This is a genomic window from Microbulbifer marinus (assembly GCF_900107725.1).
Classification (GTDB): domain Bacteria; phylum Pseudomonadota; class Gammaproteobacteria; order Pseudomonadales; family Cellvibrionaceae; genus Microbulbifer; species Microbulbifer marinus.
The window spans coordinates 35,100-59,638 of the sequence record NZ_FNQO01000004.1; the positions used below are offsets into that span (position 1 = coordinate 35,100).

General features: G+C 61.1%; 21 protein-coding genes. 11 read left to right on the top strand and 10 right to left on the bottom strand.

Annotated features, from left to right (window positions below):
• The first annotated feature begins 42 nt into the window (after positions 1-42).
• Complete coding sequence (coq7, locus tag BLW36_RS14635; RefSeq protein WP_091390421.1) at positions 43-687, top strand: 2-polyprenyl-3-methyl-6-methoxy-1,4-benzoquinone monooxygenase; 645 nt, start codon at positions 43-45, stop codon at positions 685-687.
• Positions 688-819: 132 nt separating this feature from the next.
• On the opposite strand, the gene BLW36_RS14640 is transcribed toward coq7, so the two are convergent.
• Positions 820-1,227: an OsmC family protein gene (locus BLW36_RS14640; protein ID WP_091390424.1), complete on the bottom strand. Its 408-nt coding sequence runs from the start codon at positions 1,225-1,227 to the stop codon at positions 820-822.
• A gap of 326 nt (positions 1,228-1,553) precedes the next feature.
• On the opposite strand from BLW36_RS14640, the gene crp reads away from it, so the two are divergent.
• A complete protein-coding gene (gene crp, locus BLW36_RS14645) occupies positions 1,554-2,189 on the top strand; it encodes a cAMP-activated global transcriptional regulator CRP (RefSeq protein ID WP_091390428.1) in 636 nt (211 codons plus the stop codon).
• Positions 2,190-2,287: 98 nt separating this feature from the next.
• On the opposite strand, the gene trpC is transcribed toward crp, so the two are convergent.
• The 8 genes from trpC to BLW36_RS14685 all read right to left on the bottom strand — a co-directional run bounded on the left by trpC (position 2,288) and on the right by BLW36_RS14685 (position 9,918).
• Positions 2,288-3,082 carry an indole-3-glycerol phosphate synthase TrpC gene (gene trpC / locus BLW36_RS14650; RefSeq protein WP_091390810.1) on the bottom strand — a complete coding sequence of 265 codons (795 nt, stop codon included), beginning with the start codon at positions 3,080-3,082 and terminating at the stop codon, positions 2,288-2,290.
• Between the two features lie 38 nt (positions 3,083-3,120).
• Positions 3,121-4,191 (bottom strand): anthranilate phosphoribosyltransferase, encoded by a 1,071-nt coding sequence (trpD, locus tag BLW36_RS14655; protein WP_091390431.1) that lies wholly within the window; start codon positions 4,189-4,191, stop codon positions 3,121-3,123.
• Between the two features lie 73 nt (positions 4,192-4,264).
• Entirely contained in the window at positions 4,265-4,843 is a 579-nt protein-coding gene (locus BLW36_RS14660) for an anthranilate synthase component II (protein WP_170833228.1), read from the bottom strand.
• On the bottom strand, positions 4,840-5,703 hold the full coding sequence (locus BLW36_RS14665) for an ion transporter (RefSeq protein ID WP_091390435.1): 864 nt from the start codon (positions 5,701-5,703) through the stop codon (positions 4,840-4,842). Before BLW36_RS14665 ends, BLW36_RS14660 begins: the two co-directional genes overlap by 4 nt.
• A 5-nt stretch (positions 5,704-5,708) precedes the next feature.
• Positions 5,709-7,199, bottom strand: coding sequence for an anthranilate synthase component I (trpE, locus tag BLW36_RS14670; RefSeq protein ID WP_091390439.1), 1,491 nt, complete (start codon positions 7,197-7,199; stop codon positions 5,709-5,711).
• A gap of 281 nt (positions 7,200-7,480) precedes the next feature.
• Positions 7,481-8,143, bottom strand: coding sequence for a ribulose-phosphate 3-epimerase (rpe, locus tag BLW36_RS14675; RefSeq protein WP_091390442.1), 663 nt, complete (start codon positions 8,141-8,143; stop codon positions 7,481-7,483).
• 11 nt (positions 8,144-8,154) lie between these two features.
• Complete coding sequence (gene murU, locus BLW36_RS14680; RefSeq protein WP_244506279.1) at positions 8,155-8,871, bottom strand: N-acetylmuramate alpha-1-phosphate uridylyltransferase MurU; 717 nt, start codon at positions 8,869-8,871, stop codon at positions 8,155-8,157.
• A 30-nt stretch (positions 8,872-8,901) separates the two neighbouring features.
• Positions 8,902-9,918, bottom strand: a complete 1,017-nt coding sequence (locus BLW36_RS14685) for an aminoglycoside phosphotransferase family protein (RefSeq protein ID WP_244506280.1) — start codon at positions 9,916-9,918, stop codon at positions 8,902-8,904.
• 306 nt (positions 9,919-10,224) lie between these two features.
• Between BLW36_RS14685 and BLW36_RS14690 the strand changes: the two genes are divergently transcribed.
• The 6 genes from BLW36_RS14690 to BLW36_RS14715 all read left to right on the top strand — a co-directional run bounded on the left by BLW36_RS14690 (position 10,225) and on the right by BLW36_RS14715 (position 18,102).
• Positions 10,225-12,804: an LPS-assembly protein LptD gene (locus BLW36_RS14690; RefSeq protein WP_091390449.1), complete on the top strand. Its 2,580-nt coding sequence runs from the start codon at positions 10,225-10,227 to the stop codon at positions 12,802-12,804.
• Positions 12,805-12,812: 8 nt separating this feature from the next.
• A complete protein-coding gene (locus tag BLW36_RS14695; protein ID WP_091390454.1) occupies positions 12,813-14,147 on the top strand; it encodes a peptidylprolyl isomerase in 1,335 nt (444 codons plus the stop codon).
• A gap of 69 nt (positions 14,148-14,216) precedes the next feature.
• Complete coding sequence (pdxA, locus tag BLW36_RS14700; protein ID WP_091390818.1) at positions 14,217-15,203, top strand: 4-hydroxythreonine-4-phosphate dehydrogenase PdxA; 987 nt, start codon at positions 14,217-14,219, stop codon at positions 15,201-15,203.
• A gap of 29 nt (positions 15,204-15,232) precedes the next feature.
• A complete protein-coding gene (gene rsmA, locus BLW36_RS14705; RefSeq protein ID WP_091390460.1) occupies positions 15,233-16,033 on the top strand; it encodes a 16S rRNA (adenine(1518)-N(6)/adenine(1519)-N(6))-dimethyltransferase RsmA in 801 nt (266 codons plus the stop codon).
• Positions 16,034-16,060: 27 nt separating this feature from the next.
• A complete protein-coding gene (locus BLW36_RS14710; RefSeq protein ID WP_091390463.1) occupies positions 16,061-16,873 on the top strand; it encodes a symmetrical bis(5'-nucleosyl)-tetraphosphatase in 813 nt (270 codons plus the stop codon).
• Positions 16,874-16,989: 116 nt separating this feature from the next.
• Positions 16,990-18,102, top strand: a complete 1,113-nt coding sequence (locus tag BLW36_RS14715) for a CapA family protein (protein WP_091390465.1) — start codon at positions 16,990-16,992, stop codon at positions 18,100-18,102.
• 40 nt (positions 18,103-18,142) lie between these two features.
• Here the strand turns inward: BLW36_RS14715 and galE are convergent, their stop codons facing one another.
• Complete coding sequence (gene galE / locus BLW36_RS14720; RefSeq protein WP_091390469.1) at positions 18,143-19,171, bottom strand: UDP-glucose 4-epimerase GalE; 1,029 nt, start codon at positions 19,169-19,171, stop codon at positions 18,143-18,145.
• Between the two features lie 368 nt (positions 19,172-19,539).
• Here galE and BLW36_RS14725 point away from each other — a divergent pair, with 368 nt between their 5' ends.
• The 3 genes from BLW36_RS14725 (at position 19,540) to BLW36_RS14735 (ending at position 24,451) form a co-directional block, all read left to right on the top strand.
• Positions 19,540-21,462, top strand: coding sequence for a PrkA family serine protein kinase (locus BLW36_RS14725; protein ID WP_091390473.1), 1,923 nt, complete (start codon positions 19,540-19,542; stop codon positions 21,460-21,462).
• 119 nt (positions 21,463-21,581) lie between these two features.
• Entirely contained in the window at positions 21,582-22,862 is a 1,281-nt protein-coding gene (locus BLW36_RS14730) for a YeaH/YhbH family protein (RefSeq protein ID WP_091390475.1), read from the top strand.
• A complete protein-coding gene (locus BLW36_RS14735; RefSeq protein WP_091390478.1) occupies positions 22,862-24,451 on the top strand; it encodes a SpoVR family protein in 1,590 nt (529 codons plus the stop codon). Before BLW36_RS14730 ends, BLW36_RS14735 begins: the two co-directional genes overlap by 1 nt.
• Positions 24,452-24,539: the final 88 nt, after the last annotated feature.

Sequence of the window (24,539 nt, forward strand, 5' to 3'; positions counted from 1 at the left end):
AGATGCCGTCCCGCCATCATCATCTGAGCGGAATCAACTGAGATGAGTGAACGCAAACTGACCGGACTGGACCACCTGCTGCTGCAGGCGGATCGCGCACTGCGCACCCTGAGCCCCGGCACCCCCTGCCACGGGCGACCGTCGCCGGCCAAGGCCGAACCAGAGGCGGAGCTGAGCGACGCCGAGCGCCGGCACGCCGCCGGGCTGATGCGCGTGAATCACAGTGGCGAGGTCTGCGCCCAGGCGCTGTACCAGGGCCAGTCACTGACCGCCAAGCTGCCGGAAGTGCGCGGTGAGATGGAGCGCGCCGCGGACGAGGAAATCGATCACCTGGCCTGGTGTGAACTGCGACTGCGCGAACTGGACAGCCGCCCGAGCCTGCTGAACCCCCTCTGGTACGGCCTGTCGTTCGGCCTCGGCGCCGCCGCCGGTAAAATCAGTGACCGCGTCAGCCTCGGTTTTGTCGCCGCTACCGAGGAACAGGTATGTAAGCATCTCGAGAGTCATCTGCAGCGGTTGCCGGCGCAGGACAAGAAAAGCCGCGCGGTGGTTGAGCAGATGCGTATCGACGAGGAAGAGCACGGCCATGCCGCACTGGACGCCGGCGGCGCCCGTTTCCCGGCGCCGCTGAAGGGTCTGATGTCGCTGGTGTCCAAGGTCATGACCTCGGCCAGCTATCGGATCTGAGTGGACCTCAGGGTTCGGAAAGAGTACCGAAGTTCGATGCGAAGGCTCTGCTGCCGGTGCCGTCCGTGAATGAGCGGACGGCCACCGGCAGCAGGGCTGCGTAGAGGCCGCTTCCGCTAACGGGTTCCGCCGTTACAATTCCTCAATGCGATAGCTGTGGACTATTTCCACCCCGGCGTTGCGCAGCATGATGGACGCCGAGCAGTACTTGTCCGCCGACAGCTCCACCGCCCGCGCTACTTGGGTCTCCTTCAGCCCGCGACCGCGCACCACGAATTCCATTTCGATGCGGGTAAAAGGTGCCGGCGTTGCATCCGGGCGCTCGCCATTCAGCTCACAGTGACAGGAAATAATGTCCTGACGCGCCTTCTGCAGGATGCTGACCACGTCGTAGGAGGCGCAGCCGCCGACACCCAGCAAGATCATCTCCATCGGGCGGATGCCGTTGTTCTTGCGTCCGCCTTCCATCACCACCGAATTGCCGCTGCCGGCCTCGCCGACAAAAGTCAGCTCATCCACCCAGGTCACTCTGCCCTGCATTGCCACACTCCTTCTGAAATAGAGGGCGCGAAGCTTAGCATATTGCGTCGCTGTAACCTGCGTGCGGCCGTTTTCCGGTATAGTGTTCGCTATATTACTTTGTCGCGAAATGAGAATAGGCAGTCAGCCTTATTGGTGGTTGTCACCGAACTCTACTGCCGCTATAAGGTCATTTCTTTGCAAGGCAAAAGTGTCGCAGGTCACACTGCGAGAGTTTCCCGGATGCAGCCACTGTTGGGGACAGTGATTTCACGCGATAATCCGCGTGTGCTGTGGCGCATTCATGTCGGGATCAGGCACAAAATTAATAAATAAGGAGTAGATCCGTGACGGTTGCTACCGAAGAACAATTGACCATCGGCAATATTGAAGATTTTCTGGCCCACTGCCACCGGCGCCGCTACCCGGCCAAAAGCACCATCATCTACGCCGGCGACCGCTGCGAATCCCTGTATTTCATCATGCGCGGCTCTGTCACCGTGCTGATCGAGGACGATGAAGGGCGCGAGATGATCGTGGCCTATCTGAACGACGGCGACTTTTTCGGCGAGATGGGCCTGTTCGATCAGGACACCCGCAGTGCCTGGGTACGCACCAAGACCGAATGCGAAGTGGCAGAAATCTCCTACAGCAAGTTCCAGGAACTGACTCGCCAGCACCCAGAATTCCTGTTTGCGCTGGCGACGCAGATGGCCGGCCGCCTGCGCAACACCACCCGCAAGGTCGGCGACCTGGCCTTCCTCGACGTCACCGGCCGCGTAGCGCGCACACTGCTGGACCTGTGCAACGAGCCCGATGCGATGACCCACCCGGAGGGCATGCAGATCAAGATCACCCGCCAGGAAATCGGCCGTATCGTCGGCTGCTCGCGGGAGATGGTCGGCCGGGTACTGAAGACCCTGGAAGAACAGGGACTGGTATCGGTGAAGGGCAAGACCATGGTGGTCTACGGCACCCGCTGACGGCGCCATGCGTGACGAAAAAGGGCGATCCTCTGGATCGCCCTTTTTCGTTGTGGCTGCGCCGGGGCGCAACTGTCAGCCCCGGGCGTAGCCGCGGGTCAATTGAACATTTCCAGTAATCTGCGGCCGGGATCCGGTTCGCGCATAAACGCCTCGCCAACCAGGAAGGTATTCACATCGTGACCGCGCATCGCGGCAACGTCATCGGTGGTGTGGATACCACTCTCGGTGACCACTATGCGGTCGTCGGGAATCAGGTCCAGCAGCTTGAAGGTCGTCTCCAGCTGCACGTCGAAAGTGTGCAAATTGCGATTGTTGATACCGATCAACCGGTTCGGCAACACCAGCGCCCGCTCCAGCTCCTCGCGGTTGTGCACTTCCACTAGCACGTCCAATCCCAGCTCCTGCGCCAGGCCGTTCAGATCATGCATCTGCCCGTCTTCCAGACAGGCGGCGATCAGCAGGATACAGTCCGCACCGATGGCACGGGCCTCGCACACCTGATAGGGGTCTACGGTAAAGTCCTTGCGCAGCACCGGCAGCCGCACAGCCGCCCGCGCCTGCTGCAGATAGGCGTCGGCACCCTGGAAGAAATCCACATCGGTAAGCACCGACAGACAGGCGGCACCGCCCTTTTCATAACTGGTGGCGATCTCGGCGGGAATGAAGTCCGCACGAATAACGCCTTTGCTTGGCGAGGCCTTCTTGATCTCGGCGATGACCGCCGCCTCACCGCTGGACAGTTTGTTCTCGATAGCCGCGACAAAACCGCGCGCGGACGGCTGGTCTAGCGCCCGCGCGCGCATGTCCTCCAGCGAGCACTGTCGCTTGCGCTCGGCGATTTCCTGCCACTTGCGCTCGACGATGGTTTTCAGGATGGTCGGTGTGCTCATGGCAGTCTCCTTCGCGCTCATGGCTGTTTCCTTTCCGCTCATGGCTGTCTCTCCCCCGGACTCACAGCTGCTTGTTCCGGGCGGAAGGCGCTGGTAAAGGCCGCCAGGTCGTTGATCTTTTCGCCGGCGAGTCCGCTGGCGATCGCATCCTGGGCCATGGCTACGCCCTGCTCGGCCGAATCCGCCACGCCACTGACATAAATGGCGAGTCCGGCATTCAGGGCGATGATATCCGCCGCCTTCTGCCCGGTGTCGGTGGCACCCTTGCCCAGCGCATCGCGGATCAGCCCCAGCGACTCCTCGGAACCGGATACACAGAGCCCGTCGAGACTGCGGCGCTCGATGCCGAAATCCTCCGGGCGGATAACCCGCTCGCCAATCTCACCATCTTTCAGTTCCACCGCGAAGGTATCCGCGGCCAGACTCACCTCGTCGAGCCCATCTTCGCTGTGCACTACCATGACGTGTTCGGAGCCGAGACTCTGCAGCACCTCCGCCAGGATGCGACAGTAGTGCTTGTCGTAGACGCCGATCACCTGGCGCTTCACGCCGGCGGGATTGGTCAGCGGGCCGAGCAGATTGAAGATGGTGCGCATACCGAGCGCCTTGCGGGCCGGCCCCACATGGCGCACGGCACTGTGAAAACTGGGCGCAAACATAAAGCCGACGCCGATGGTGTCGACACAGCGACCGACCTGCTCCGGGCTCAGCTCGAGATAAATGCCGGCGCGCTCGAGCAGGTCGGCGGCGCCGCTGCTGGACGACACCGAGCGGTTGCCGTGCTTGGCTACCCGCGCGCCGGCGGCGGCGGCGACAAAGCTGGCGGCCGAGGAGACGTTAAACAGGTTAGCGCCATCACCGCCGGTGCCGACGATATCCACCGCATCGGTCAGATCCAGTGCCACCGGTGTGGCGAGTTCACGCATCACCTCAACGGCGCCGGCGATTTCATCGACCGTTTCGCCGCGAATCCGCAGCGCTACCAGCAGCGCCCCTATCTGGGCCTGTTCCGCTTCACCACGCATTATCTGGCCGACCGCCGCGCGCATCTCCGCACGGGTCAGGTTTTCGCCGTCAACCAGTTTGGCGATGGCTTGCTGAATATTCACTCCGCTCTCCCCTTTGACTTCAGTCTTCTTCCCGGACCAGGCGCTCATCGGCGCAATGCGCCGGCTGATGGCCTCAGGCCTCCAGAAAATTTCTCAGCATATCGTGACCATGCTGAGTCAAAATGGATTCGGGATGAAACTGCACTCCCTCCACCGCCAGTTCACGGTGGCGCAAACCCATAATTTCGTCGATTTCACCGCTGTCGGTTTCGGTCCAGGCGGTGATTTCCAGGCATTCCGGCAGGCTGTCCTTCTCCACCACCAACGAATGGTAGCGGGTGGCCTCGAACGGGTTGGACAGCCCGTGAAACACCCCCAGATTGTTGTGCACTATCGGTGAAGTCTTGCCGTGCATCACTTTGCCGGCACGCACCACCTTGCCGCCAAATACCTGGCCGATACTCTGGTGGCCGAGGCAGATACCCAGTATCGGAATCCGACCGGCAAAACGGCGGATGGTCTCCATGGAGATACCCGCCTCATTCGGCGTGCAGGGCCCGGGGGAAATGACGATCTTCTCCGGCGCCAGCTGTTCAATGTCGTCGACGGTAATCTCGTCGTTACGCTTGACCACGACCTCGGCACCCAACTCGGCCAGGTACTGCACCACATTCCAGGTGAAGGAGTCATAGTTGTCGATCATCAGAATCATTGCTCGGCTCCCTTGGCCATTGGAGATGATGCGGATTGCTGCATACGCTTTTGCAGGCGCGCCAGTGCATCCTGGGTTGCGCGCAGTTCGCGCAGGATCTCGGTCTGGCTCGGCGGCAACTGCAGCTCGTCCAGGCGCCGCAGCTTGGCCTCCTCCAGATTATTCAGGACCACGCCGATAAACAGATTGATCATCACGAACGCGCCCATCACGACGAAGCTGACAAAATAGAGCCAGGCCCAGGGCATGGTCTCCATCGCCGTGTACATGATATCGGTCCAGTCCTCGAAAGTGACGATGCGAAACAGACTCAGCAGCGCGATCGGCAGACTGCGCCAGTGGGTCGGGTCAATTTCGTGGAACAGGAAATAGCCGGCGACGCCGTAGATATAAAAAATGATGCCCATCAGCAGCGCAATATGAAACATGCTCGGCAGGCTGCGCAGTAGTGTGTCCACCAGCAGGCGCAATTCCGGAAACGCCGATACCAGCCTGAGTACGCGCAGCACCCTGACCAGGCGTGCCAGTGTCGCCAGCGGTCCGGCGGCGGGAATCAGGCTCAGCGCGATAATGCTGAAATCGAAGGAGTTCCAGCCACTGGCAAAGTAGCGCCACGGGCGGCTGCCATGGGCGGCCATCTTGATCGCGGCCTCGACGACAAAGGCCAGCAGAATCAGTTGATTCACGCCGGCGAGCAGGCCACCAAAGCGCTCGGTCATCCAGGTCGAGGTTTCCAGGCCGATGACCATACCGTTCAGTAAGATCAGGCCGATGATAATCTGGCTGAAAAGCGGCGCTGCGACGGTGCGCTCGCAGCGCTGGGCAAAAGATAATGTCGGGGAAATACTAACTTCGTTCATTGCAGTTAATTCGCTGTCTCACCACTGCCAGATAGAGCCATGGCCGCGGCACGGAACAGTGCGCGCGCCTTGTTCATTGTTTCATCCCACTCGGCCTGCGGGTCCGAGTCGGCGACCAGGCCGGCTCCGGCCTGGATATATAGCTGGCCATCCTTGATTACCGCGGTCCGAATGGCTATGGCGGTATCCATATTGCCATTCCAGGCCAGGTAGCCGACGGCACCACCGTAAATCCCGCGTTTTTCCGGCTCCAGCTCGTCGATAATCTCCATCGCGCGGATCTTCGGTGCCCCCGACAGAGTGCCGGCCGGCAGCGCCGCGCGCAGCGCATCAATCGCCGACAGGCCTGCCTTCAGCTTACCGGTGACGTTGGAGGTGATGTGCATCACGTGGGAGTAACGTTCCACCACCATCTTCTCGGTGACCTGCACACTGCCGGTTTCCGCGACCCGGCCCACATCATTGCGCCCCAGGTCGATCAGCATCAGGTGCTCGGCCAGCTCCTTCGGATCCGCCAGCAGCTCTTTCTCCAGCGCCTGGTCCTCGTCCTCGGTGGCCCCACGGCGGCGGGTGCCGGCCAGCGGTCGCACGGTCATCTCACCCTCCTCCAGGTGCACCAGGATTTCCGGGCTGGAGCCCACCACCTGATGGTCGCCCAGATCGAGGAAATACATGTACGGAGAGGGGTTCAGGCTGCGCAGCGCGCGATAGAAATTCAGCGGCGGCGCGTCGAACGGCGCAGACAACCGCTGCGACGGCACCACCTGCATCACATCGCCGGCGAGCACATATTCCTTGACGGTATCCACAGCCCGCTTGAACGCCTCCTCGCCGAAATGGGAGCGAAAGGCACTCTCGTCGATGGCGTTGCCGTCCAGATCCAGCGGCACGGTATCCGGCAGCGGCTGTGCCAGCTTGCCGACCAGTTCATCCAGGCGCTGCTGTGCGCGCTCGAATGCATTCTCCCGCTGTGGATCCGCATGCACGATAAAGATCACCGCACCGGCAAGATTGTCGAATACCACCAGCTCATCGCTGACCATCAACAGGATATCCGGATTGCCGAGGGTATCCGGCGGCGCGCTGTCGGCCAGGCGCGGCTCTATATAGCGCACGCAGTCATAGCCAAAATAGCCCACCAGGCCGCCGTTGAAGCGCGGCAGATTCGGTAGCTCGGGTACCCGGTAGCGCTGCTGGAACTCCTCTACGAACGCGAGCGGATCGGCCGATTCATGCCGTTCCACGACCTCGCCATCGCGCTCAACGGTAATCTCGTGGCCGCGCACCCGCAGCAGGGTCCGCGCCGGCAGGCCGATGATTGAATAGCGACCCCACTTCTCGCCACCCTGCACCGACTCCAGCAGATAACTGTAGCGGCCGGCGGCCAGTTTCAGGTAGGTCGATAGGGGCGTTTCTATATCCGCCAGCACGCGGCGCACCAGCGGTATGCGGTTGTAACCCGCGGACGCAAGTTGGGCGTATTCACTAGGGGTCATGGCGACTCCGACTAAGGTTCGAGACTGTTCCGGACTGTGAGTGCCGAGAGGTTCGGTTTGTGGGCGCCAGAACCATGAAACGGGAGGCGTTCCCAACGGGGTGGCCGTTACGATACCAGTATCAAAATACCAGGTACCGGATTGGCCTCAGCGGATTACCGGCGCCATCGCCAGCAGGTGTTGTGGGGGGCAGTGTGGCTCACGGGCATTCCCTCGTTGCAGGCGCTCAAGTGTACAAATCCCGCTGCGGGCGGGCAAGAGTTTGCCCGCCCGGTCACACATCATCCCAGACTCTTGCGCATCGCGGTGATGACTTCGCCGTAGTCGTCCGCATTGAAGATCGCCGAACCGGCAACAAAGGTATCGGCGCCGGCGGCGGCAATCTCCGCGATATTGTCTTGGGTGACACCACCGTCGATCTCGAGGCGGATATTCTCGCCCGACGCGTCGATCAGCGCGCGCGCCTCGCGCAGCTTGTCCAGTGTGGCGGGAATGAATTTCTGCCCGCCGAAGCCGGGATTGACCGACATCAGCAGGATCATGTCCAGCTTGTCCATCACGTACTTGGCCGCATCCAGACCGGTGGCCGGGTTGAATACCAGCCCCGCCTTGCAGCCGAAGCTGCGGATCAGCTGCAGGGAGCGGTCCACGTGCCGCGAGGCCTCTGGGTGAAAGGTGATGTAGGTGGCGCCGGCATCCGCGAACATGCGGATCATATCGTCCACCGGCTCCACCATCAGGTGCACATCGATGGGCGCCTCGACACCGTGCTTGCGCAGCGCCTGGCACACCATCGGTCCGATGGTCAGATTCGGCACATAGTGGTTGTCCATTACGTCGAAATGCACCCAGTCGGCTCCAGCAGCCAGCACCGCATCGACTTCCTCGCCGAGACGAGCGAAGTTGGCGGAGAGAATGGACGGGGCGATCTTGTAATCCGACATGTCGATATCCTTCAGTTGTTCTCTTTGCCTGAGGTCAGGCGCTGGTCCAGTCGCTGCAGACGCTCCGGTGTGCCGACGTCACACCAGTCCCCCTCGTAGAGTTCCGCCTGCAGCTTGTCCTCGTTGTAGGTGAAGACCTCGCCGAGCCCGAAACAGGCGCGCACATTGGGATAACCGGTCAGTATCTCCGGCCGCAGCCAGCTGATGCCGGCAAACGTATAGCGGGGCTTCGCCGTGCCCGACAGCAGGCCTTCATCAATGCCGAAATCCCCTTCGGGATTGTGCGGAGGATTGGGCACCATCAGCAGGCGGCCGGGACACCCGTCGGGCAGCGGCCGCTCGAGCCAGCGGGCCAGGTCGAAATCGCACCAGACATCGCCATTGACCACCAGGAACGGATCGCTGCCCAGCAACGGCAGCGCCTTGATAATGCCGCCGGCGGTTTCCAGCGGCTCTTCCTCTTTCTCGACCGAATAGCGGATTTCCAGACCCCAGCGCTCGCCGCCGCCGAGCTGCGCGCGAATCATATGGCCAAGATGGCCGAGATTGATCACCACGCGCTGCACGCCGATAGCCGCCAGGCGATCCAGCGCATATTCGATCAGCGGCTTGCCGGCCACTTGCAGCAGCGGCTTGGGGGCCTGGTCGGTCAGCGGGCGCATGCGCTTGCCAAAGCCGGCGGCCAGCACCATGGCGGTCGGGATGGGATACTGTGTGCGGTCGGTCATCGAGATATTCTGTACGGTTACTCTGTCTGGTTACCGGCGGCGGTCGCCGGCGCTGCGATAATCGCGGTACCAGTCTTGGTCCTCAATCAGCGGCAGGAGTTCGGCGCGGAACCAATCGGCAAAGGGCTTCAATTCAGGGTAGCGTTCGGAGACTTCCAGCGCATAGCGGATTACCAGTGGCAGATCCGGCAGATAACCCTCCTTGCCGTCGCGCAGATACAGGCGCGGGAAGAGTCCCAGCACTTTGATATGCCGCTGCAGCCCCATCCAGTCGAACCAGCGCAGGAAAGTCTGTGGTTCCACCGACTCCAGAACGCCGGCCGCCTCGGCAGTCGCGGCATAGGCCAGCGCCCAGCGCTCCACCCGTTCCCGCGGCCAACGTATATAGCAATCGCGCAGTAGCGAGGCCAGGTCGTAGGTGACCGGCCCCCACACCGCGTCCTGGAAGTCCACCACCCCGGGGCGCTCACCGTCGCGAATCATCAGGTTGCGGCTGTGGTAATCCCGGTGCACCAGCACCTGCGGCTGCTCCGTGGCGCTATCCAGCAACAAGTTGAAAGTATCTTCCAGCAGTTTTCTGTCCGTTTCACTGAGCGAGTGGCCGAGCAGCTTTTCCGCCAGCCACTCAGGCAGGATGCGCATCTCGGTCAGCAGCAGTTCACGGCTGTAGGGCGGGAAAAGGTCATCCGTCGGCGGCGGTATCTGCTGCAGGCACAGCAGCTCGCTCAACACCTCGGCATAGAGCCCTTCGACGCTGTCGTCGTCCAGCTGGCTCAGCAGTTGGCAGTCACCGAGATCCTCCAACAGCATAAAGCCGTGTTCCACATCCGCCGCGGCTATCATCGGCGTATGGATACCATAGCGGCGCAGGTAGTCGGCCACAGCGACAAAGCGGGCGGGGTTGGTGCGCTGCGGCGGCGAATCCACCGCAATCATGTGCGGCTCACTCAGCGTACGGAAATAGCGGCGAAAACCCGCATCACCGGCCAATTTCGTCAGCTGTGCGCCGCTATCGAGCCCCAGTGCCCGACCGGCCCAGAGGCTCAATGCCTCGCGCCTTTCATTATGCGCGTTATGCGGTTCATCGCGCGATCGATCTATTGGGCCGCTCGAAGGCTCACTCATGCGCCATTACTACTCCAATTATTTGGCCGCATTGTAACCGCGGGGCGGCCCGCGTCCAGCGACGGCGGTACAATTCTCTGGGACAGGGTGCCGGGAAGCCGCTATTAACCACTTCTACATTCAAGTAGAATCGTCCGCTGATTTTTGCGCGCCTCATCACACAACCCTTATTGTTGTGCGCACCCCCCAACGGAAGAAACACTAAAGATAGCCGGAACATATCACCTGATGCTGGAAGCTTCCCGGTGGCATCGTCTCACGCTGGCGATTGCACGAATTTCACGCCCACGCTCGCTCGCCATCGGCCTGATTGCCGCGCAGCCGCTGTGGGCGCAAGCGGCGGAACCGGAACTACCTGCGGATCCCGACTACAACCCCTATCTGTACCTGGACTGGCTGCCGAAATCACAACTAACGCCGGAACAGCGCGCGGCTATGCCGGCGGTCTGCTCCGGCGCCTTTGTCGCACCGCCGCAGTATTATCCCGACGCCGATCTGGTACCGGAGGATGCTCCCCTGCGCGCCACCGCCGACCAGTCCAAATGGCTCGATGACGGCACCGCCGAACTGCGCGGCAATGTGCATGTCACCCAGGGGCATCGCCAGCTGTTTGCCGACCAGGTGGACGTCAACCGCGCAGAGAACACCGCCTATTTGCGCGGCGCCATCGAAATACGGGAACCCAGCCTGCTGGTGCGCGGCGCCGCGGCCGAGGTCCACACCGACAGCAAGGCCGCCGCCATCGAGGATGCCACTTATGTGGTGCACGATGCCTTCATTCACGGCAATGCCGATCATGCCTCGCGGGAAGCGAGCGGCGAGTTGATTCTGACCGAGGGCAATTACACCCGCTGTGAGCCCGGCAATGAGATCTGGCGTGTGACCGGCGGCCAGATCAGTATCGACAATGTCGAGCGTCAGGGGGTGGCCCGGGACGTGCGCCTGGAAATCCTCGACGTGCCGGTATTCTATTTCCCTTATATGCGCTTCCCGGTCGGCGATGCGCGCCTGTCCGGCCTGCTGTTCCCGAGCATCAGCAACAGCGACAAGAATGGCTGGGATGTCGCCATTCCCTATTACTGGAATATCGCGCCGCAAATGGATGCGACCATTGTGCCGCGCTATATCCAGTACCGCGGCACCGGTGCGGAAGCGGAAGTGCGCCACCTGAGCCAGCTGTTCAATACCGAACTGCGCCTTGCCGGCCTGCCGAATGACAAGGGTGGCGACGATGAGGACGCCCGCGACCTGATCAGGAGAGGGTTTCCGGAGGACCTGGTGCTGCCGGCCAAGGGGGAGGACCGCTGGCTGGTGAACCTGGAACAGCAGGGCGGCACCGGCGGCTTATGGCGTACCAATGTCGACTACACCAAGGTCAGCGATCCGGACTTCTTCCGCGACCTCGACACCGCCAACCTGAGCGTTTCCGCCGAGACCCAGGTCAGCCAGATGGCCGAAGGCAGCCTGCTGGGAGAACACTGGCGCGCGACACTGCGCGGCCAGGACTACCAGCTGCTGGTGAAGGACCGCTTCGATGTCTACAGCCAGCTGCCGCGCCTGGACGTGGACGGCGACTACCGCTGGGGCGACTGGCTGCTGACGATGCGCAACCAGGTCACCAGCTGGGATCACGACGACACCCAGACGATCCGCTTTATCCGCGACACCGATGACCCCAACAGCGTCACCGAGCTGACCCGCAACTTCGTGACCGCCGAGCGACTGCGGCTCGACTACGAGCTGAACTGGGACAAACAGTGGCTGTGGGGCTATATCAAGCCGGGACTGGCCGCCCGCTACCTGGGCTACCGTCTCGATGATCAGTTCCTGAGGCCGGAGAGCAGCGACACCCCGGAAGCCTCCGCCGGGCAATTTACGCTGGATACCGGGCTCTTCTTCGAGCGCAACAGTGCGGCCTTCGGTCGCGACTATGTACAGACCCTGGAACCGCGGCTGTTCGCGCTGGCCAGCAGCACCGCCGACCAGAGCGACTTTTTCGATATTACCGAGGATCCGCGGGACGGTGGTAGCGACCTGCTGTTCGACACCTCGCTGTTCACGTTCAGCTACGACCAGCTGTTCCGCGCCAGCCGCTTTACCGGCAACGACCGCATCGATGACGCCGACCGCGTGGCGCTGGGCCTGACCACGCGCTTTATCGACCCGGTCAGCGGCCGCGACCTGCTGGCCGCCAGTGTCGGACAGATCTTCTATTCCGATGACGTGCGCATCGGTCGCGAAGGCCTGATCGAGGGATCACCCCGCTCGGAGCTCGCCGCCCGCATCGAGAGCCGTCCTATCCAGGCCATGCGTATCGGCAGCGAGGTCGTCTACGACGACAGCGAGCACAATATCAACCGCGGCAACTTCATCCTGCGCTACCTTGATGACGACTTTCGCATCTTTAACCTGGGCTATTACTATCAGCGCAAGAACAGCGTGTTCTTGAATGCCGACGGTGAACTGACCGACGCCTCGACCAAACAGGCCAACGCCTCGACGGTACTGCCGGTCAACGCCCATACATCAATAGTGGCCGGCGCGGCCTACGATCTGACCTACGAGCGGGAACTGGAATACCTGGCGGGCGTCGAATATGACAGCTGCTGCTATCGAGCCCGCCTCGTATGGCGGCGCACCCTGGATAATGATCTCGCCGACGTGGTCCAGCCGGAAGACCTCAAATACGACGAGGGAGTCTATCTGGAGATCCAGCTGAAAGGCCTCGCTGGCATCGGCACCACCGTAACCAGTATGCTCAGCCAGGGCATTGCCAACTTTGACCAGAGAGAATTACTGAAACAGTGATGAGAATAATGACTAAGTTCACTTCAATGCGCAGCCTGCTGGCCCTGCTGACCGCGTGCCTGCTGGCCGCCGGCACCGCCTCGGCCCAGGTAAAGACGCTCGACCGCGTAGTCGCCGTCGTGGATGACGACGTGGTGATGGCCAGTGAACTGCAACAGCGCCTGGATACCATTCTGAACCAGATCCAAGCCCAACAAGTTCAGGCCCCGCCGATCGACGTGCTGCGCCGCCAGGTACTGGAACAGCTGATTATCGAACGACTGCAGCTGCAGATGGCCTCCCGCGCCGGCGTCACCATTTCCGAGGCCGAGCTGGATCAGGCGATTGCGCGGGTGCAGCAGAACGCGGGTGTCAGCCCGGAGGAGTTCCGTCAGCGTCTGGCCGCGGACGGCCTGTCGATGAAAAGCTTCCGCCAGCAGATCCGCCAGGAGCTGCTGATCCGCCGCGTGGAACAGGGCAGCGTCAACCGCCGTATCCAGATCACCGACCAGGACATCGACAACTTCCTGCGCTCCAAGGAAGGGGAATTCTGGAAGTCGCCGCAGTACGAACTCGGCCATATCCTGATCCCGGTCAGCTCCAGCGCACCCGCCGACGAGGTTTCGGCGGCGCGCACCAAGGCCGAGCAGCTGGCGGAGCAGGCCCGCGGCGGCGCCGACTTCCGTCGCCTCGCCATCGCCAACTCGGCCGGCCAGAATGCGCTGTCCGGCGGCGACCTCGGCTGGCGCAAAACCGTGGAGCTGCCGAGCCTGTTTGCCGACGCCCTCGAAGGGCTGAAGGTCGGCGATGTGACCGAACCCTTCCGCAGCGACGCCGGCTTCCACCTGCTGAAAATCCACGCCCAGCGCGGCTCCACCGAGCAGCTGGTGGAGCAGACCAAGGTGCGCCACATCCTCGTCAAACCCTCCGCGATCCTCAGCGATGACGACGCCTACAACAAACTGGTCGAGCTGCGCGAGCAGATCATGAACGGCGCCGACTTCGGCGAGCTGGCGCGGGAGAACTCCGAGGATATCGGCACTATGCTGGCCGGCGGCGACCTCGGCTGGTCGATGCCCGGCCAGTTCGTGCCCGAGTTCACCCAGGCCATGGACAACACCCCGGTCGGCGAGATAAGCATGCCGTTCCGCAGCCAGTTCGGCTGGCATATCCTCAAGGTGGACGGCCGCCGCAAGCAGGACATGACTGATCAGTACATCCGCAACCAGGCCGCCAACCTGCTGCGCAACCGCCGCTACGAGGAGGAGTTGCAGAACTGGCGCCGCGAAATCCGCGACCAGGCCTATGTGGAGATCAAGCTGCCAGATGCACAGGGGCAGTCCGAGAGCACTGAGCAGCAGTAACGGCCTGCAAAGATATTCGATACCGGGCGCAAGGCGCCCGGTATTTTTATGGACGAACCCGGCGGAAACATGATTCCCAGAATCGCCTTCACACCCGGCGAACCCGCCGGTATCGGCCCGGAACTGGCGGTCAGGCTCGCCGGCGCCGGCAGCTCCGCGCAGATAGTCGCGATTGCCGATCCGCAACTGCTGCTGCAAGCGGCCGCGCAACTGCATCAATCCCTGGACCTGCTGCCGTTCGATCCCGCAGCACCCGCACAGGCCACCCCCGCCGGCACCCTCTACATCCAGCCGACTGCACTGGCAAAACCCGCCGAAGCGGGCAAGCTGGACCGCACCAACGCCGCCTATGTACTGGAAACCCTGCGCATTGCCGCCGAAGGCTGTCTGGCACGGCGCTTCGATGCCCTGGTGACCGGCCCGGTACACAAGGGCGTGATCAACGACGCCGGCATCAACTTCAGTGGCCACACCGAGTTTTTTGCCGATCTGGCCGGTGTCGAGCGGGTGGTCATGATGCTGGCCGCCGAGGAGCTGCGGGTGGCCCTGGTGACCACGCACCTGCCGCTGAAAGATGTCAGTGCCGCAATCACCGCTCCGCGCCTCGAGCAGATCATCACGATACTGCACCGCAGCCTGCGCCATCAGTTCCGTATCGACGCACCGCGTATCGGCGTCTGCGGACTCAATCCGCACGCCGGCGAGGGCGGCCACCTAGGGCGCGAGGAAATCGAGATCATTGGGCCCACGCTGGACAAGTTGCGCGCTTTAGGAATTGAGCTGATCGGTCCCCTGCCGGCAGACACGCTGTTTACGCCGCCGCAACTGGCACGCTGCGATGCCGTGCTGGCCATGTATCACGACCAGGGCCTGCCGGTGTTAAAATTCAAGGGCTTCGGCCACGCGGTAAACATCACCCTGGGGTTGCCGTTTATCCGCACCTCTGTGGATCACGGCACCGCCCTCAATATCGCCGGCCAGGGCATCGCCGATAGCGGCAGCCTGCAGGCAGCGATGTCACAGGCAATCCAGTTGGCCAGACTGCGCAGCCTGTAAGCCAGAACCTAGATTCCGAAATTTATCCTATGGACAACTTTTTCCAACACAAGGCGCGCAAGCGCTTCGGCCAGAACTTTCTGGTGGACGAGAATATTATCGAGCGCATAGTACGCGCCATTGGGCCCAAGGAAAGCGACAAACTGGTGGAGATTGGCCCTGGCCAGGGCGCTATTACCCAGCTGTTGCTACAACGCTGCCCGTCCCTGACCGCAGTGGAGCTCGACCGCGACCTGATTCCGCTACTGCAATTCAAGTTTCGCGATTACCCGCAATTCCAGATTATCGAGAAGGACGCACTCAAGTTCGATTTCGGCACATTTGCCGGCGACCAGAAGCTGCGTATTGTCGGCAACCTGCCCTACAACATCTCCACGCCGCTACTGTTCCACCTGCTCAGCTTCCGAGGCAAGGTGCAGGACATGCACTTCATGCTGCAGAAGGAAGTGGTGGATCGTCTCAGCGCAACACCCGGCAGCAAGGCCTATGGCCGCCTCAGCGTCATGGTGCAGTACCACTGTCGCGTCCAGGGGCTGTTCCCGGTGCCGCCGCAATCCTTCCGCCCCGCACCGAAGGTGGAGTCCGCCATCGTGCGCCTGGTGCCACACGCGGAACCGCCCTACCCGGCCCGCGACGAGCAGCTGCTGGAACGCATCGTCAACGTCGCCTTCCAGCAGCGTCGCAAGACACTGCGCAACGCCCTCAAACCCCTGTATCCTGAACTGGACACCGATCAGCTACCGGTCGACGCCGGCCGCCGGCCGGAAACTTTCAGCGTGCAGGAGTTTGTCCAGCTGGTAAATTACTGTGCGGAGCTTGAAGACAAGTAATCACACAATCGATTTCGGGGTAGAGCTTTGGCCACCTACGCCATCGGCGACATCCAGGGCTGCTTTGACCAACTGCAGCGGTTATTGAAGAAAGTCCATTTCCGCCCGGACCGCGACAAGCTCTGGCTGGCCGGGGATATGGTGCATCGCGGCCACGACAGTCTCGCCACACTGCGCTTTCTCTACGAACACCGCCACCAGGTCACTGCGGTGCTGGGCAATCACGATCTGCACCTGCTTGCCCTGGCCCACGGCGCCAAGCGGCTGTCCGAGCGGGAGCACGACCTGGCAAAGGTACTGCAGGCCAAGGACGCGGACAAACTGCTGCAGTGGCTGCAGAGTCTGCCGCTCGTGGTGCACAAGAAGGGATTCACGATGGTGCACGCCGGTATACCGCCGATCTGGAGTATTACCAAGTCGCTGGAACTGTCCCGCGAAGTGCACCAGGCGCTGGCGGATGACGCGCTGGCCAAGGCCTATTTCTACGGTATGTACGGCAACGAACCCCACTGTTGGAGCGACCATCTGCTCGGTATCGAGCGACTGCGCTCTATCACCAACTATTTCACCCGCATGCGCTTCTGCAAGGCTGACGGCACCCTCGACCTGGTAACCAAGCGCGGGCCTCAGGCTGCCCACGGCGATTTCCAGCCCTGGTTCACCTTTCCCGAGCGCAAGACCAAAAACGATAAGATTATTTTCGGCCACTGGGCCGCACTGGAAGGCCGCGCGGACACGAAAAATGTCTACGCGCTGGATACCGGCTGCGTCTGGGGCGGCATGCTCACCGCGATGCGGCTGAGCGACGAGTCATTCTTCTGTGTGGACTGCGATCTCTAGTCCCGGCCGCCGGCACCGGGCAACAACCATTTCCGCAATTTCGACTGTACCCTTGTGGGGCACCTCGACAGAGGGTGCGAACAGACGCGCCTCTTATACTGTGACCGAGCGGAAATATGGTTTCGTCACCCAACTTAAGGCTGCTGCTCACCGGTGATGTGATGACCGGCCGCGGTATCGATCAGATACTGCCGTGCGCCGGTGATCCGCAAATCCACGAATCCTACATGCACTCCGCCAGAGGCTATGTCGCACTGGCAGAGGAGCGCAATGGCGGCATTCCACAACCGGCCACATATGATTATTTGTGGGGTGACGCCCTTGCGGCAATGGCGGCGCGCACGCCCGACTGCCGGATTATCAACCTGGAAACGGCGGTTACCCGCAGCGATGACTTCTGGCCCGGCAAGGGCATCAACTACCGTATGCACCCGGGCAATGTGCCCTGTCTGTCCGTGGCGCAGATCGATGCCTGCAGCCTGGCCAACAATCACGTTCTTGACTGGGGCTACGACGGACTGACGGAGACCATGACCAGCCTGCATCAGGCCGGCATCAAGACCGCGGGCGCCGGCGCCAATCTGCTATCGGCCATAGAGCCGGCGGTAATCAGATTGGGCGAGCGACGGCTGCTGCTGTTTGCCTGCGGTCATCCCAGCAGCGGTATTCCCGCAGACTGGGCCGCGACCGAGACGAAAGCCGGAGTGTTTTTTATCGACGAACTGTCAGCGCGGGCTGCCGGCGAAATCGCGCAGCAAATACGCGACCGGCGCGCCCCTGGCGACCTGGCAATCGTGTCCGTTCACTGGGGCGGCAACTGGGGCTATCGCATTGCCCGCCAACAGCGGGAATTCTCCCACCGGCTGATCGACGCCGGTGTGGACCTGGTCCACGGCCACTCCTCCCACCACCCCCAGGGCATAGAAGTCTATCGCGGGCACCCGATTCTCTATGGCTGTGGGGATTTGATCAACGACTACGAGGGCATCAGCGGCCGTGAGGAATACCGCTCTTACCTGCGCCCGCTGTACTGCGTCGACCTGCAGTGGCAAAGCGGGACGCTGCAGCGGCTGGAAGTCATTCCGATGGAAATGCGTCGCTTCCGCCTGCAGAAACCGACCGACAGCGACTGCGACTGGCTGCGCAACACCCTCGACCGCGAGTGCCACCACCTGGGCTCTGCGCTGCGATTTACAACAGAGGGCGAAAGCTTCTTGCTGGGCTGGTAGCGGTGGGAGTTGAGGCTGTCCCGGACCGCCACAGCTGTTGTTAGTCAGTCGAGTAGCCGTTCGGATTCTGCGACTGCCAGCGCCAGGTGTCCCTAACCATGCGCTCGAGATCGTACTCGGCTTTCCAGCCCAGCTCCCGTTCTGCCAGCGCCGGATCGGCATAGCACTCGGCGATGTCACCGGGGCGGCGCGGTACAATCTGGTAAGGCACCGGTCGACCGCTGACCCGCTCGAAGGCCCGCACTATCTCCAGCACCGAGCTACCGCGGCCGGTCCCCAGGTTGTGGGTATAACAACCTGCCGCTGTACCATCGCGGCGCAGCATTGTCAGCGCGGCCAGGTGGCCGCGGGCCAGATCGACGACATGGATGTAGTCGCGCACACCGGTGCCGTCGATCGTATCGTAATCATCGCCAAACACCTGCAACTGCGGCAGGCGGCCGACCGCCACCTGGGAAACATAAGGCAGCAAATTGTTGGGGATACCGCGGGGATCCTCGCCAATCGCACCGCTCTCATGGGCACCGATCGGGTTGAAGTAGCGCAGCAGGCTGATCTTCCACTGACTGTCCGGCGCCGCGCACAGATCGCGCAGCATATCTTCCACCATCAGCTTGCTGGCGCCGTAGGGATTAGTCGCACCAGTGGGGAAATTCTCGCGGATGGGCACGCTTGCCGGGTCACCGTAAACGGTGGCCGATGAGCTGAATATCAGCCGGTGCACGCCGAACTCCGCCATGACCCGGCACAGCGTCAAAGTTCCAGCAACATTATTCTGGTAATAGCGCAATGGCTGCGCCACTGATTCTCCAATGGCCTTCAAGCCGGCAAAATGGATTACAGCTTCGACGTCATAACGGGAAAAAATTTCCCGCAGTCCCTCTACATCTCCGATATCCACCTGGTGGAATGGCACCTGTCGCCCGGCAATCGCCTCGACCCGGTGCAGTGCCTCCTCGCTGCTGTTGGCGAGGTTATCGACCACCACCGGTTCCCAGCCCGCGGCAAGCATTTCGACACAGGTATGACTGCCGATATAACCGGCGCCGCCGGTCACCAGGATTGCCATAGAGAGTTCCTTTAATCACTTTGTGTTCTTAATTGGGCGCTTAGTAGAGCGCAAAACTGCCGCCTAATTCAACCTGTGTTGGCGTCAGTTCGCCGCCGCGACTACACGGAAAGCTATGCTGGAAAAGCGGGAGGTGATTTCGCATTTGCTTCCGCGCGGCAGAGAGGCACCTCTGTCACTGGTTATAAAGATAGTGTTTCGCGCCCAAGCGAATATTCCAGTAAACGCGAAGACTGCGCAGCAGCTTCGCGTCCAGGTCGCCAGCCCTCAGGGTCAGACGCACATTTTAAGAAGTAACCTGTGCCCTCATCCAGCGCGACCGGTAGGACGTCGAACGCTGTCCGACACGCTACAGGGAGCTGTACATCATGACGATATTCAATCACTACCTGGAGAGATACGAATCGATCCAGGATGAAGAACTCAGCATCCAGGAATACCTGGAGCTGTGTAAAACCGACCGCAGCGCCTATGCCTCCCCCGCGGAGCGCATGCTGATGGCCATTGGCGAAGCGGAACTGGTGGACACCTCCCGCGACCCACGCCTGTCGCGCATCTTTTCCAACAAGGTGATCAAGCGCTACAAGGCGTTTAGTGAATTCTACGGCATGGAGGAGGCGATAGAACAGATCGTCTCCTTCTTCCGCCACGCCGCCCAAGGCCTGGAGGAGAAGAAACAGATTCTCTACCTGCTGGGCCCTGTCGGCGGCGGCAAGTCCTCCCTGGCGGAACGCCTGAAGGCGTTGATGGAAAAAATCCCCATCTATGCGATCAAGGGCTCACCGGTGTTCGAATCCCCGCTCAGCCTGTTCTCGCCGGACGAGGACGGCCAGATCCTGGAAGAGGACTACGGCATAGCGCGGCGCTATGTAAACACCATCATGTCACCTTGGGCGGTCAAGCGCCTGCACGAATACAAGGGCGATATCAGCAAGTTCCGCGTGGTAAAAATCCGCCCGTCCATTCTCGACCAGGTTGCCATTTCGAAGACCGAACCCGGCGACGAGAACAACCAGGACATTTCCTCGCTGGTGGGCAAGATCGATATCCGCAAGCTGGAGGATTTCCCGCAGAACGATCCCGACGCTTACAGTTTCTCCGGCAGCCTGTGCCGCGCCAACCAGGGCCTGATGGAATTCGTGGAGATGTTCAAGGCGCCGATCAAGGTGCTGCACCCGCTGCTGACGGCGACCCAGGAAGGCAACTACAACAGCACTGAGGGTCTCGGCTCGATTCCATTCAACGGCACCATCCTGGCCCACTCCAACGAGTCCGAGTGGCAGTCGTTCCGCAACAACCGCAATAACGAGGCCTTCCTCGACCGCATCTACATCGTCAAGGTGCCCTACTGCGTGCGGGTCCACGAAGAGATCAAGATCTACCAGAAGCTGCTGGAAAACAGCTCGCTGTCCAAGGCCCCCTGTGCACCGGACACCCTGCGGATGCTGGCGCAGTTCTCGGTGCTGTCCCGTATCAAGAACCCGGAAAACTCCAGCCTCTTCTCGAAGATGCGGATCTACGATGGCGAGAACCTGAAAGACACGGATCCGAAAGCGAAGACCATGCAGGAATACCGTGACAATGCCGGTGTCGACGAGGGCATGACCGGCCTGTCCACCCGCTTCGCGTTCAAGATCCTGTCCAAGGTATTCAACTTCGATGCCACCGAAGTGGCCGCCAACCCGGTGCACCTGCTGTATGTGCTCGAGCAGCAGATAGAGCAGGAGCAGTTCCCCCCGGAACAGCAGGAAAACTATCTCGGCTTTATCAAGGAATACCTGGCCCCGCGCTATGTGGAGTTTATCGGCAAGGAGATCCAGACCGCCTATCTCGAATCCTATGCCGAATACGGCCAGAACCTGTTCGACCGCTATGTGACCTACGCCGACTTCTGGATCCAGGACCAGGAATACCGCGATCCGGAGACCGGCGAGATCCTCGATCGCGGCGCCTTGAATGAAGAGCTGGAGAAAACCGAGAAACCCGCGGGCATCTCCAACCCGAAGGATTTCCGCAACGAGATCGTCAACTTCGTGCTGCGCGCCCGCGCCAACAACCAGGGCAAGAACCCGGACTGGCGTTCCTACGAAAAACTGCGCGCGGTCATCGAGAAGAAGATGTTCTCCAATACCGAAGACCTGCTGCCGGTAATCTCCTTCAATACCAAGGCCTCTGCGGACGACAAGAAGAAGCACGCGGACTTTGTCGCCCGCATGGTGGAGCGGGGTTACACGGAGAAACAGGTGCGCCTGCTTTCGGAATGGTACCTGCGCGTGCGCAAGTCGCAGTAACGAACTGAAGCGGTCATCGAGGAGTGGCGAAAGTTTAATGCCGGTCACGGCTTAACTCCCGGAGGTGCGGCATCAAAGCGGCGCCTCCGGCCCGAGCCACTCCGACAAGAGGCAGTAATATGAGCTATATCATCGACCGCCGCCTGAACGGCAAGAAAAAGAGCACCGTCAATCGCCAGCGGTTCCTGCGACGCTACAAGGCCCATATCAAGAAGGCCGTCGGCGAGGCAATGAACAGCCGCTCCATTACCGATATGGACAAGGGCGAACGCATCAGTATTCCCACCCGCGATATCAGCGAACCCATATTCTCCCACGGTGCCGGCGGCCACGTAGAGCGGGTGTTACCCGGCAACAAGGAGTTTATCTCCGGTGACCGCATCCCCCGCCAGGGACAACAGGGCGGCGCCGGTGGCGGTGGCGGAGGTGCCAGTGACAGCGGCGAGGGCGTAGATGACTTCGTCTTCCAGATCTCGCAGGAAGAGTTCCTCGACTTCATGTTCGAGGGATTACAGCTGCCCAATATGATCAAGCGCCGCCTGGCCGGCAACGAATCTTTTCAGGTAGTGCGCGCCGGCATCAGTAACGAAGGCACGCCGGGGCGTCTCAATGTGGTGCGCTCGCTGCGCGCCGCCAATGCACGCCGCATCGCGCTGACCAGCAGCAAGCGGCGCAACCTGCGCGAACTGGAGCTGGAGTTGGCGCAGGAGGAGGAAAAGGATCTGGTGCTGCGCGACCAGCGCAGAATTGAAACGCTGCGCGACAAGATCGCCGATTTACGCCGCCGCATCGATAGGGTGCCATTCCTCGACGACTTCGATCTCAAGTACAACCTGCTGGTACGCCAGCCGCGCCCGCGATCGCGCGCAGTAATGTTCTGCCTGATGGATGTGTCCGGTTCCATGAACCAGGCCACCAAGGACATGGCCAAGCGCTTCTTCCTGCTGCTGTACCTGTTTCTACAGCGCAGCTACGAATACACGGAAGTCGTATTTATCCGCCACCACACCAGCGCCAAGGAAGTGGATGAAGAGGAGTTTTTCTATTCCCGCGAAACCGGCGGCACCATCGTCTCCAGTGCACTGAAGCTGATGCGCCGCGTCATGCGCGAGCGCTACCCGGCCAGCGAGTGGAATATCTACGGTGCGCAGGCTTCCGACGGCGATAACTGGAACGACGATTCCAGCACCTGCCACAAGATACTGATCGACGACATCATGCCCCACGTGCAGTACTACTCCTATGTGGAGATCACCCCGCGCGATCACCAGGCGCTGTGGGAGGAGTACGAGAGTGTGCGCACCCTTTTCCCGGAGCACTTCGCCATGGAGCAGATCGTCGATGTACAGGATATCTATCCGGTCTTCCGCCAATTGTTCAGCCAGAAGGTGTCCGCCTGATGCTAGATACGTTTACCACCGGCACCAACGCGCCGGAATCCGAATCCGGCGGCCCCATTTCCACCAGTTCCGAATGGACCTTCGAGCTGATCCAGGAATATGACCGCGCCATCGGCGAACTGGCCGAAGAGTTCGGCCTGGACACCTACCCCAACCAGATAGAGGTGATCAGCTCCGAGCAGATGATGGATGCTTACTCCTCCGTCGGCATGCCGGTGGGCTACAACCACTGGTCCTTCGGCAAGCAGTTCATCAGTGTAGAGAACAGTTACCAGCGCGGCCTGATGGGGCTCGCTTATGAGATAGTGATCAACTCCAACCCTTGCATCGCCTATCTCATGGAAGAGAACACCATGACGATGCAGGCGCTGGTCATCGCCCATGCCAGTTACGGGCACAACTCGTTCTTCAAGGGCAACTACCTGTTCCGCTCCTGGACCGATGCCAGCAGCATCATCGACTACCTGATTTTTGCCAAAAACTATATCGCCCGGTGCGAGGAGCGCCACGGCATGGACGAGGTGGAGGCGATACTGGACTCCTGCCACGCGCTGATGAATTACGGCGTCGACCGCTACAAGCGCCCCTATCCGATTTCCGCGGTAGAGGAAGAGCGCCGCCAGAAAGAGCGCGAAGAGTACCGCCAGCGGCAACTCAATGATCTGTGGCGGACTATTCCGAAGATGGGGGACGGTGCGGAGCAGGCGGCAGAGCGGCGCTTCCCCGAGGAGCCCCAGGAAAATATCCTCTATTTCATCGAAAAGAATGCGCCGCTGCTGGAGAACTGGCAACGGGAACTGGTGCGCATCGTGCGCAAGCTGGCCCAGTACTTTTATCCGCAGCGACAGACCCAGGTAATGAACGAGGGCTGGGCGACCTTCTGGCACTACACGCTGCTGTCCGAGCTGTATAAGCGCGGGCGCGTGACGGAAGGCTTCATGATGGAGTTCCTGCAGAGCCACACCAATGTGATCTACCAGCCGTCATTCGACAGCCCTTACTACAACGGCATCAACCCCTACACACTGGGCTTCAGCATCTTCAGCGACCTGCGGCGTATCTGTGAAAACCCCACCGACGAGGACCGCCAGTGGTTTCCGGATATTGCGGGGAGCAACTGGAAGGACACCCTGCAGTTCGCGATGCGCGACTTCAAGGACGAAAGCTTCATCCTGCAGTTCCTGTCACCCAAGGTCATGCGCGATATGAAGCTCTTCTGTATCAGCGACAACGACAGGGAGAACGAGATAGTCGTCAGCGCGATTCACGACGAGGATGGCTACCGCCAGCTGCGCGCCAATCTGGCGGGCCAGTACAACCTGGGCAACCGCGAACCCAATATTCAGGTCTACGCCGTGGACACTCGCGGCGACCGCTCACTGACCCTGCACCACACCCAGCATCGCCGCCGCCCACTGGGGAAAGACACCGGCGAGGTTTTGAGACACCTGCACAGGCTGTGGGGATTCGATGTGCATCTGCACAGTCTGAATGGCGATGAAATCACCGCTAGTTTCCATTGCCCGGAACAGGGGCGCGACCGCCTCGAAGGCGACGAGGAATCAATGCTGGTTCCCAAACCGATCTAGGCCCATCCGGACCTTCTGACGATTGGACCCACCTGGCGATACGGAATGATGACGGCGAAGTGGCGCATTTAGCGACCATTCCGCACTC

Bases quoted from the DNA above. Each gene is read 5' to 3' on its own strand.
- coq7 (WP_091390421.1), top strand. From the start codon at position 43: ATGAGTGAACGCAAACTGACCGGACTGGACCACCTGCTGCTGCAGGCG.
- BLW36_RS14640 (WP_091390424.1), bottom strand. From the start codon at position 1,227: ATGCAGGGCAGAGTGACCTGGGTGGATGAGCTGACTTTTGTCGGCGAG.
- trpC (WP_091390810.1), bottom strand. From the start codon at position 3,082: ATGAGCACACCGACCATCCTGAAAACCATCGTCGAGCGCAAGTGGCAG.
- BLW36_RS14660 (WP_170833228.1), bottom strand. From the start codon at position 4,843: ATGATTCTGATGATCGACAACTATGACTCCTTCACCTGGAATGTGGTG.
- BLW36_RS14665 (WP_091390435.1), bottom strand. From the start codon at position 5,703: ATGAACGAAGTTAGTATTTCCCCGACATTATCTTTTGCCCAGCGCTGC.
- trpE (WP_091390439.1), bottom strand. From the start codon at position 7,199: ATGACCCCTAGTGAATACGCCCAACTTGCGTCCGCGGGTTACAACCGC.
- rpe (WP_091390442.1), bottom strand. From the start codon at position 8,143: ATGTCGGATTACAAGATCGCCCCGTCCATTCTCTCCGCCAACTTCGCT.
- murU (WP_244506279.1), bottom strand. From the start codon at position 8,871: ATGACCGACCGCACACAGTATCCCATCCCGACCGCCATGGTGCTGGCC.
- BLW36_RS14690 (WP_091390449.1), top strand. From the start codon at position 10,225: ATGCTGGAAGCTTCCCGGTGGCATCGTCTCACGCTGGCGATTGCACGA.
- BLW36_RS14695 (WP_091390454.1), top strand. From the start codon at position 12,813: ATGACTAAGTTCACTTCAATGCGCAGCCTGCTGGCCCTGCTGACCGCG.
- pdxA (WP_091390818.1), top strand. From the start codon at position 14,217: ATGATTCCCAGAATCGCCTTCACACCCGGCGAACCCGCCGGTATCGGC.
- rsmA (WP_091390460.1), top strand. From the start codon at position 15,233: ATGGACAACTTTTTCCAACACAAGGCGCGCAAGCGCTTCGGCCAGAAC.
- BLW36_RS14715 (WP_091390465.1), top strand. From the start codon at position 16,990: ATGGTTTCGTCACCCAACTTAAGGCTGCTGCTCACCGGTGATGTGATG.
- galE (WP_091390469.1), bottom strand. From the start codon at position 19,171: ATGGCAATCCTGGTGACCGGCGGCGCCGGTTATATCGGCAGTCATACC.
- BLW36_RS14725 (WP_091390473.1), top strand. From the start codon at position 19,540: ATGACGATATTCAATCACTACCTGGAGAGATACGAATCGATCCAGGAT.
- BLW36_RS14730 (WP_091390475.1), top strand. From the start codon at position 21,582: ATGAGCTATATCATCGACCGCCGCCTGAACGGCAAGAAAAAGAGCACC.
- BLW36_RS14735 (WP_091390478.1), top strand. From the start codon at position 22,862: ATGCTAGATACGTTTACCACCGGCACCAACGCGCCGGAATCCGAATCC.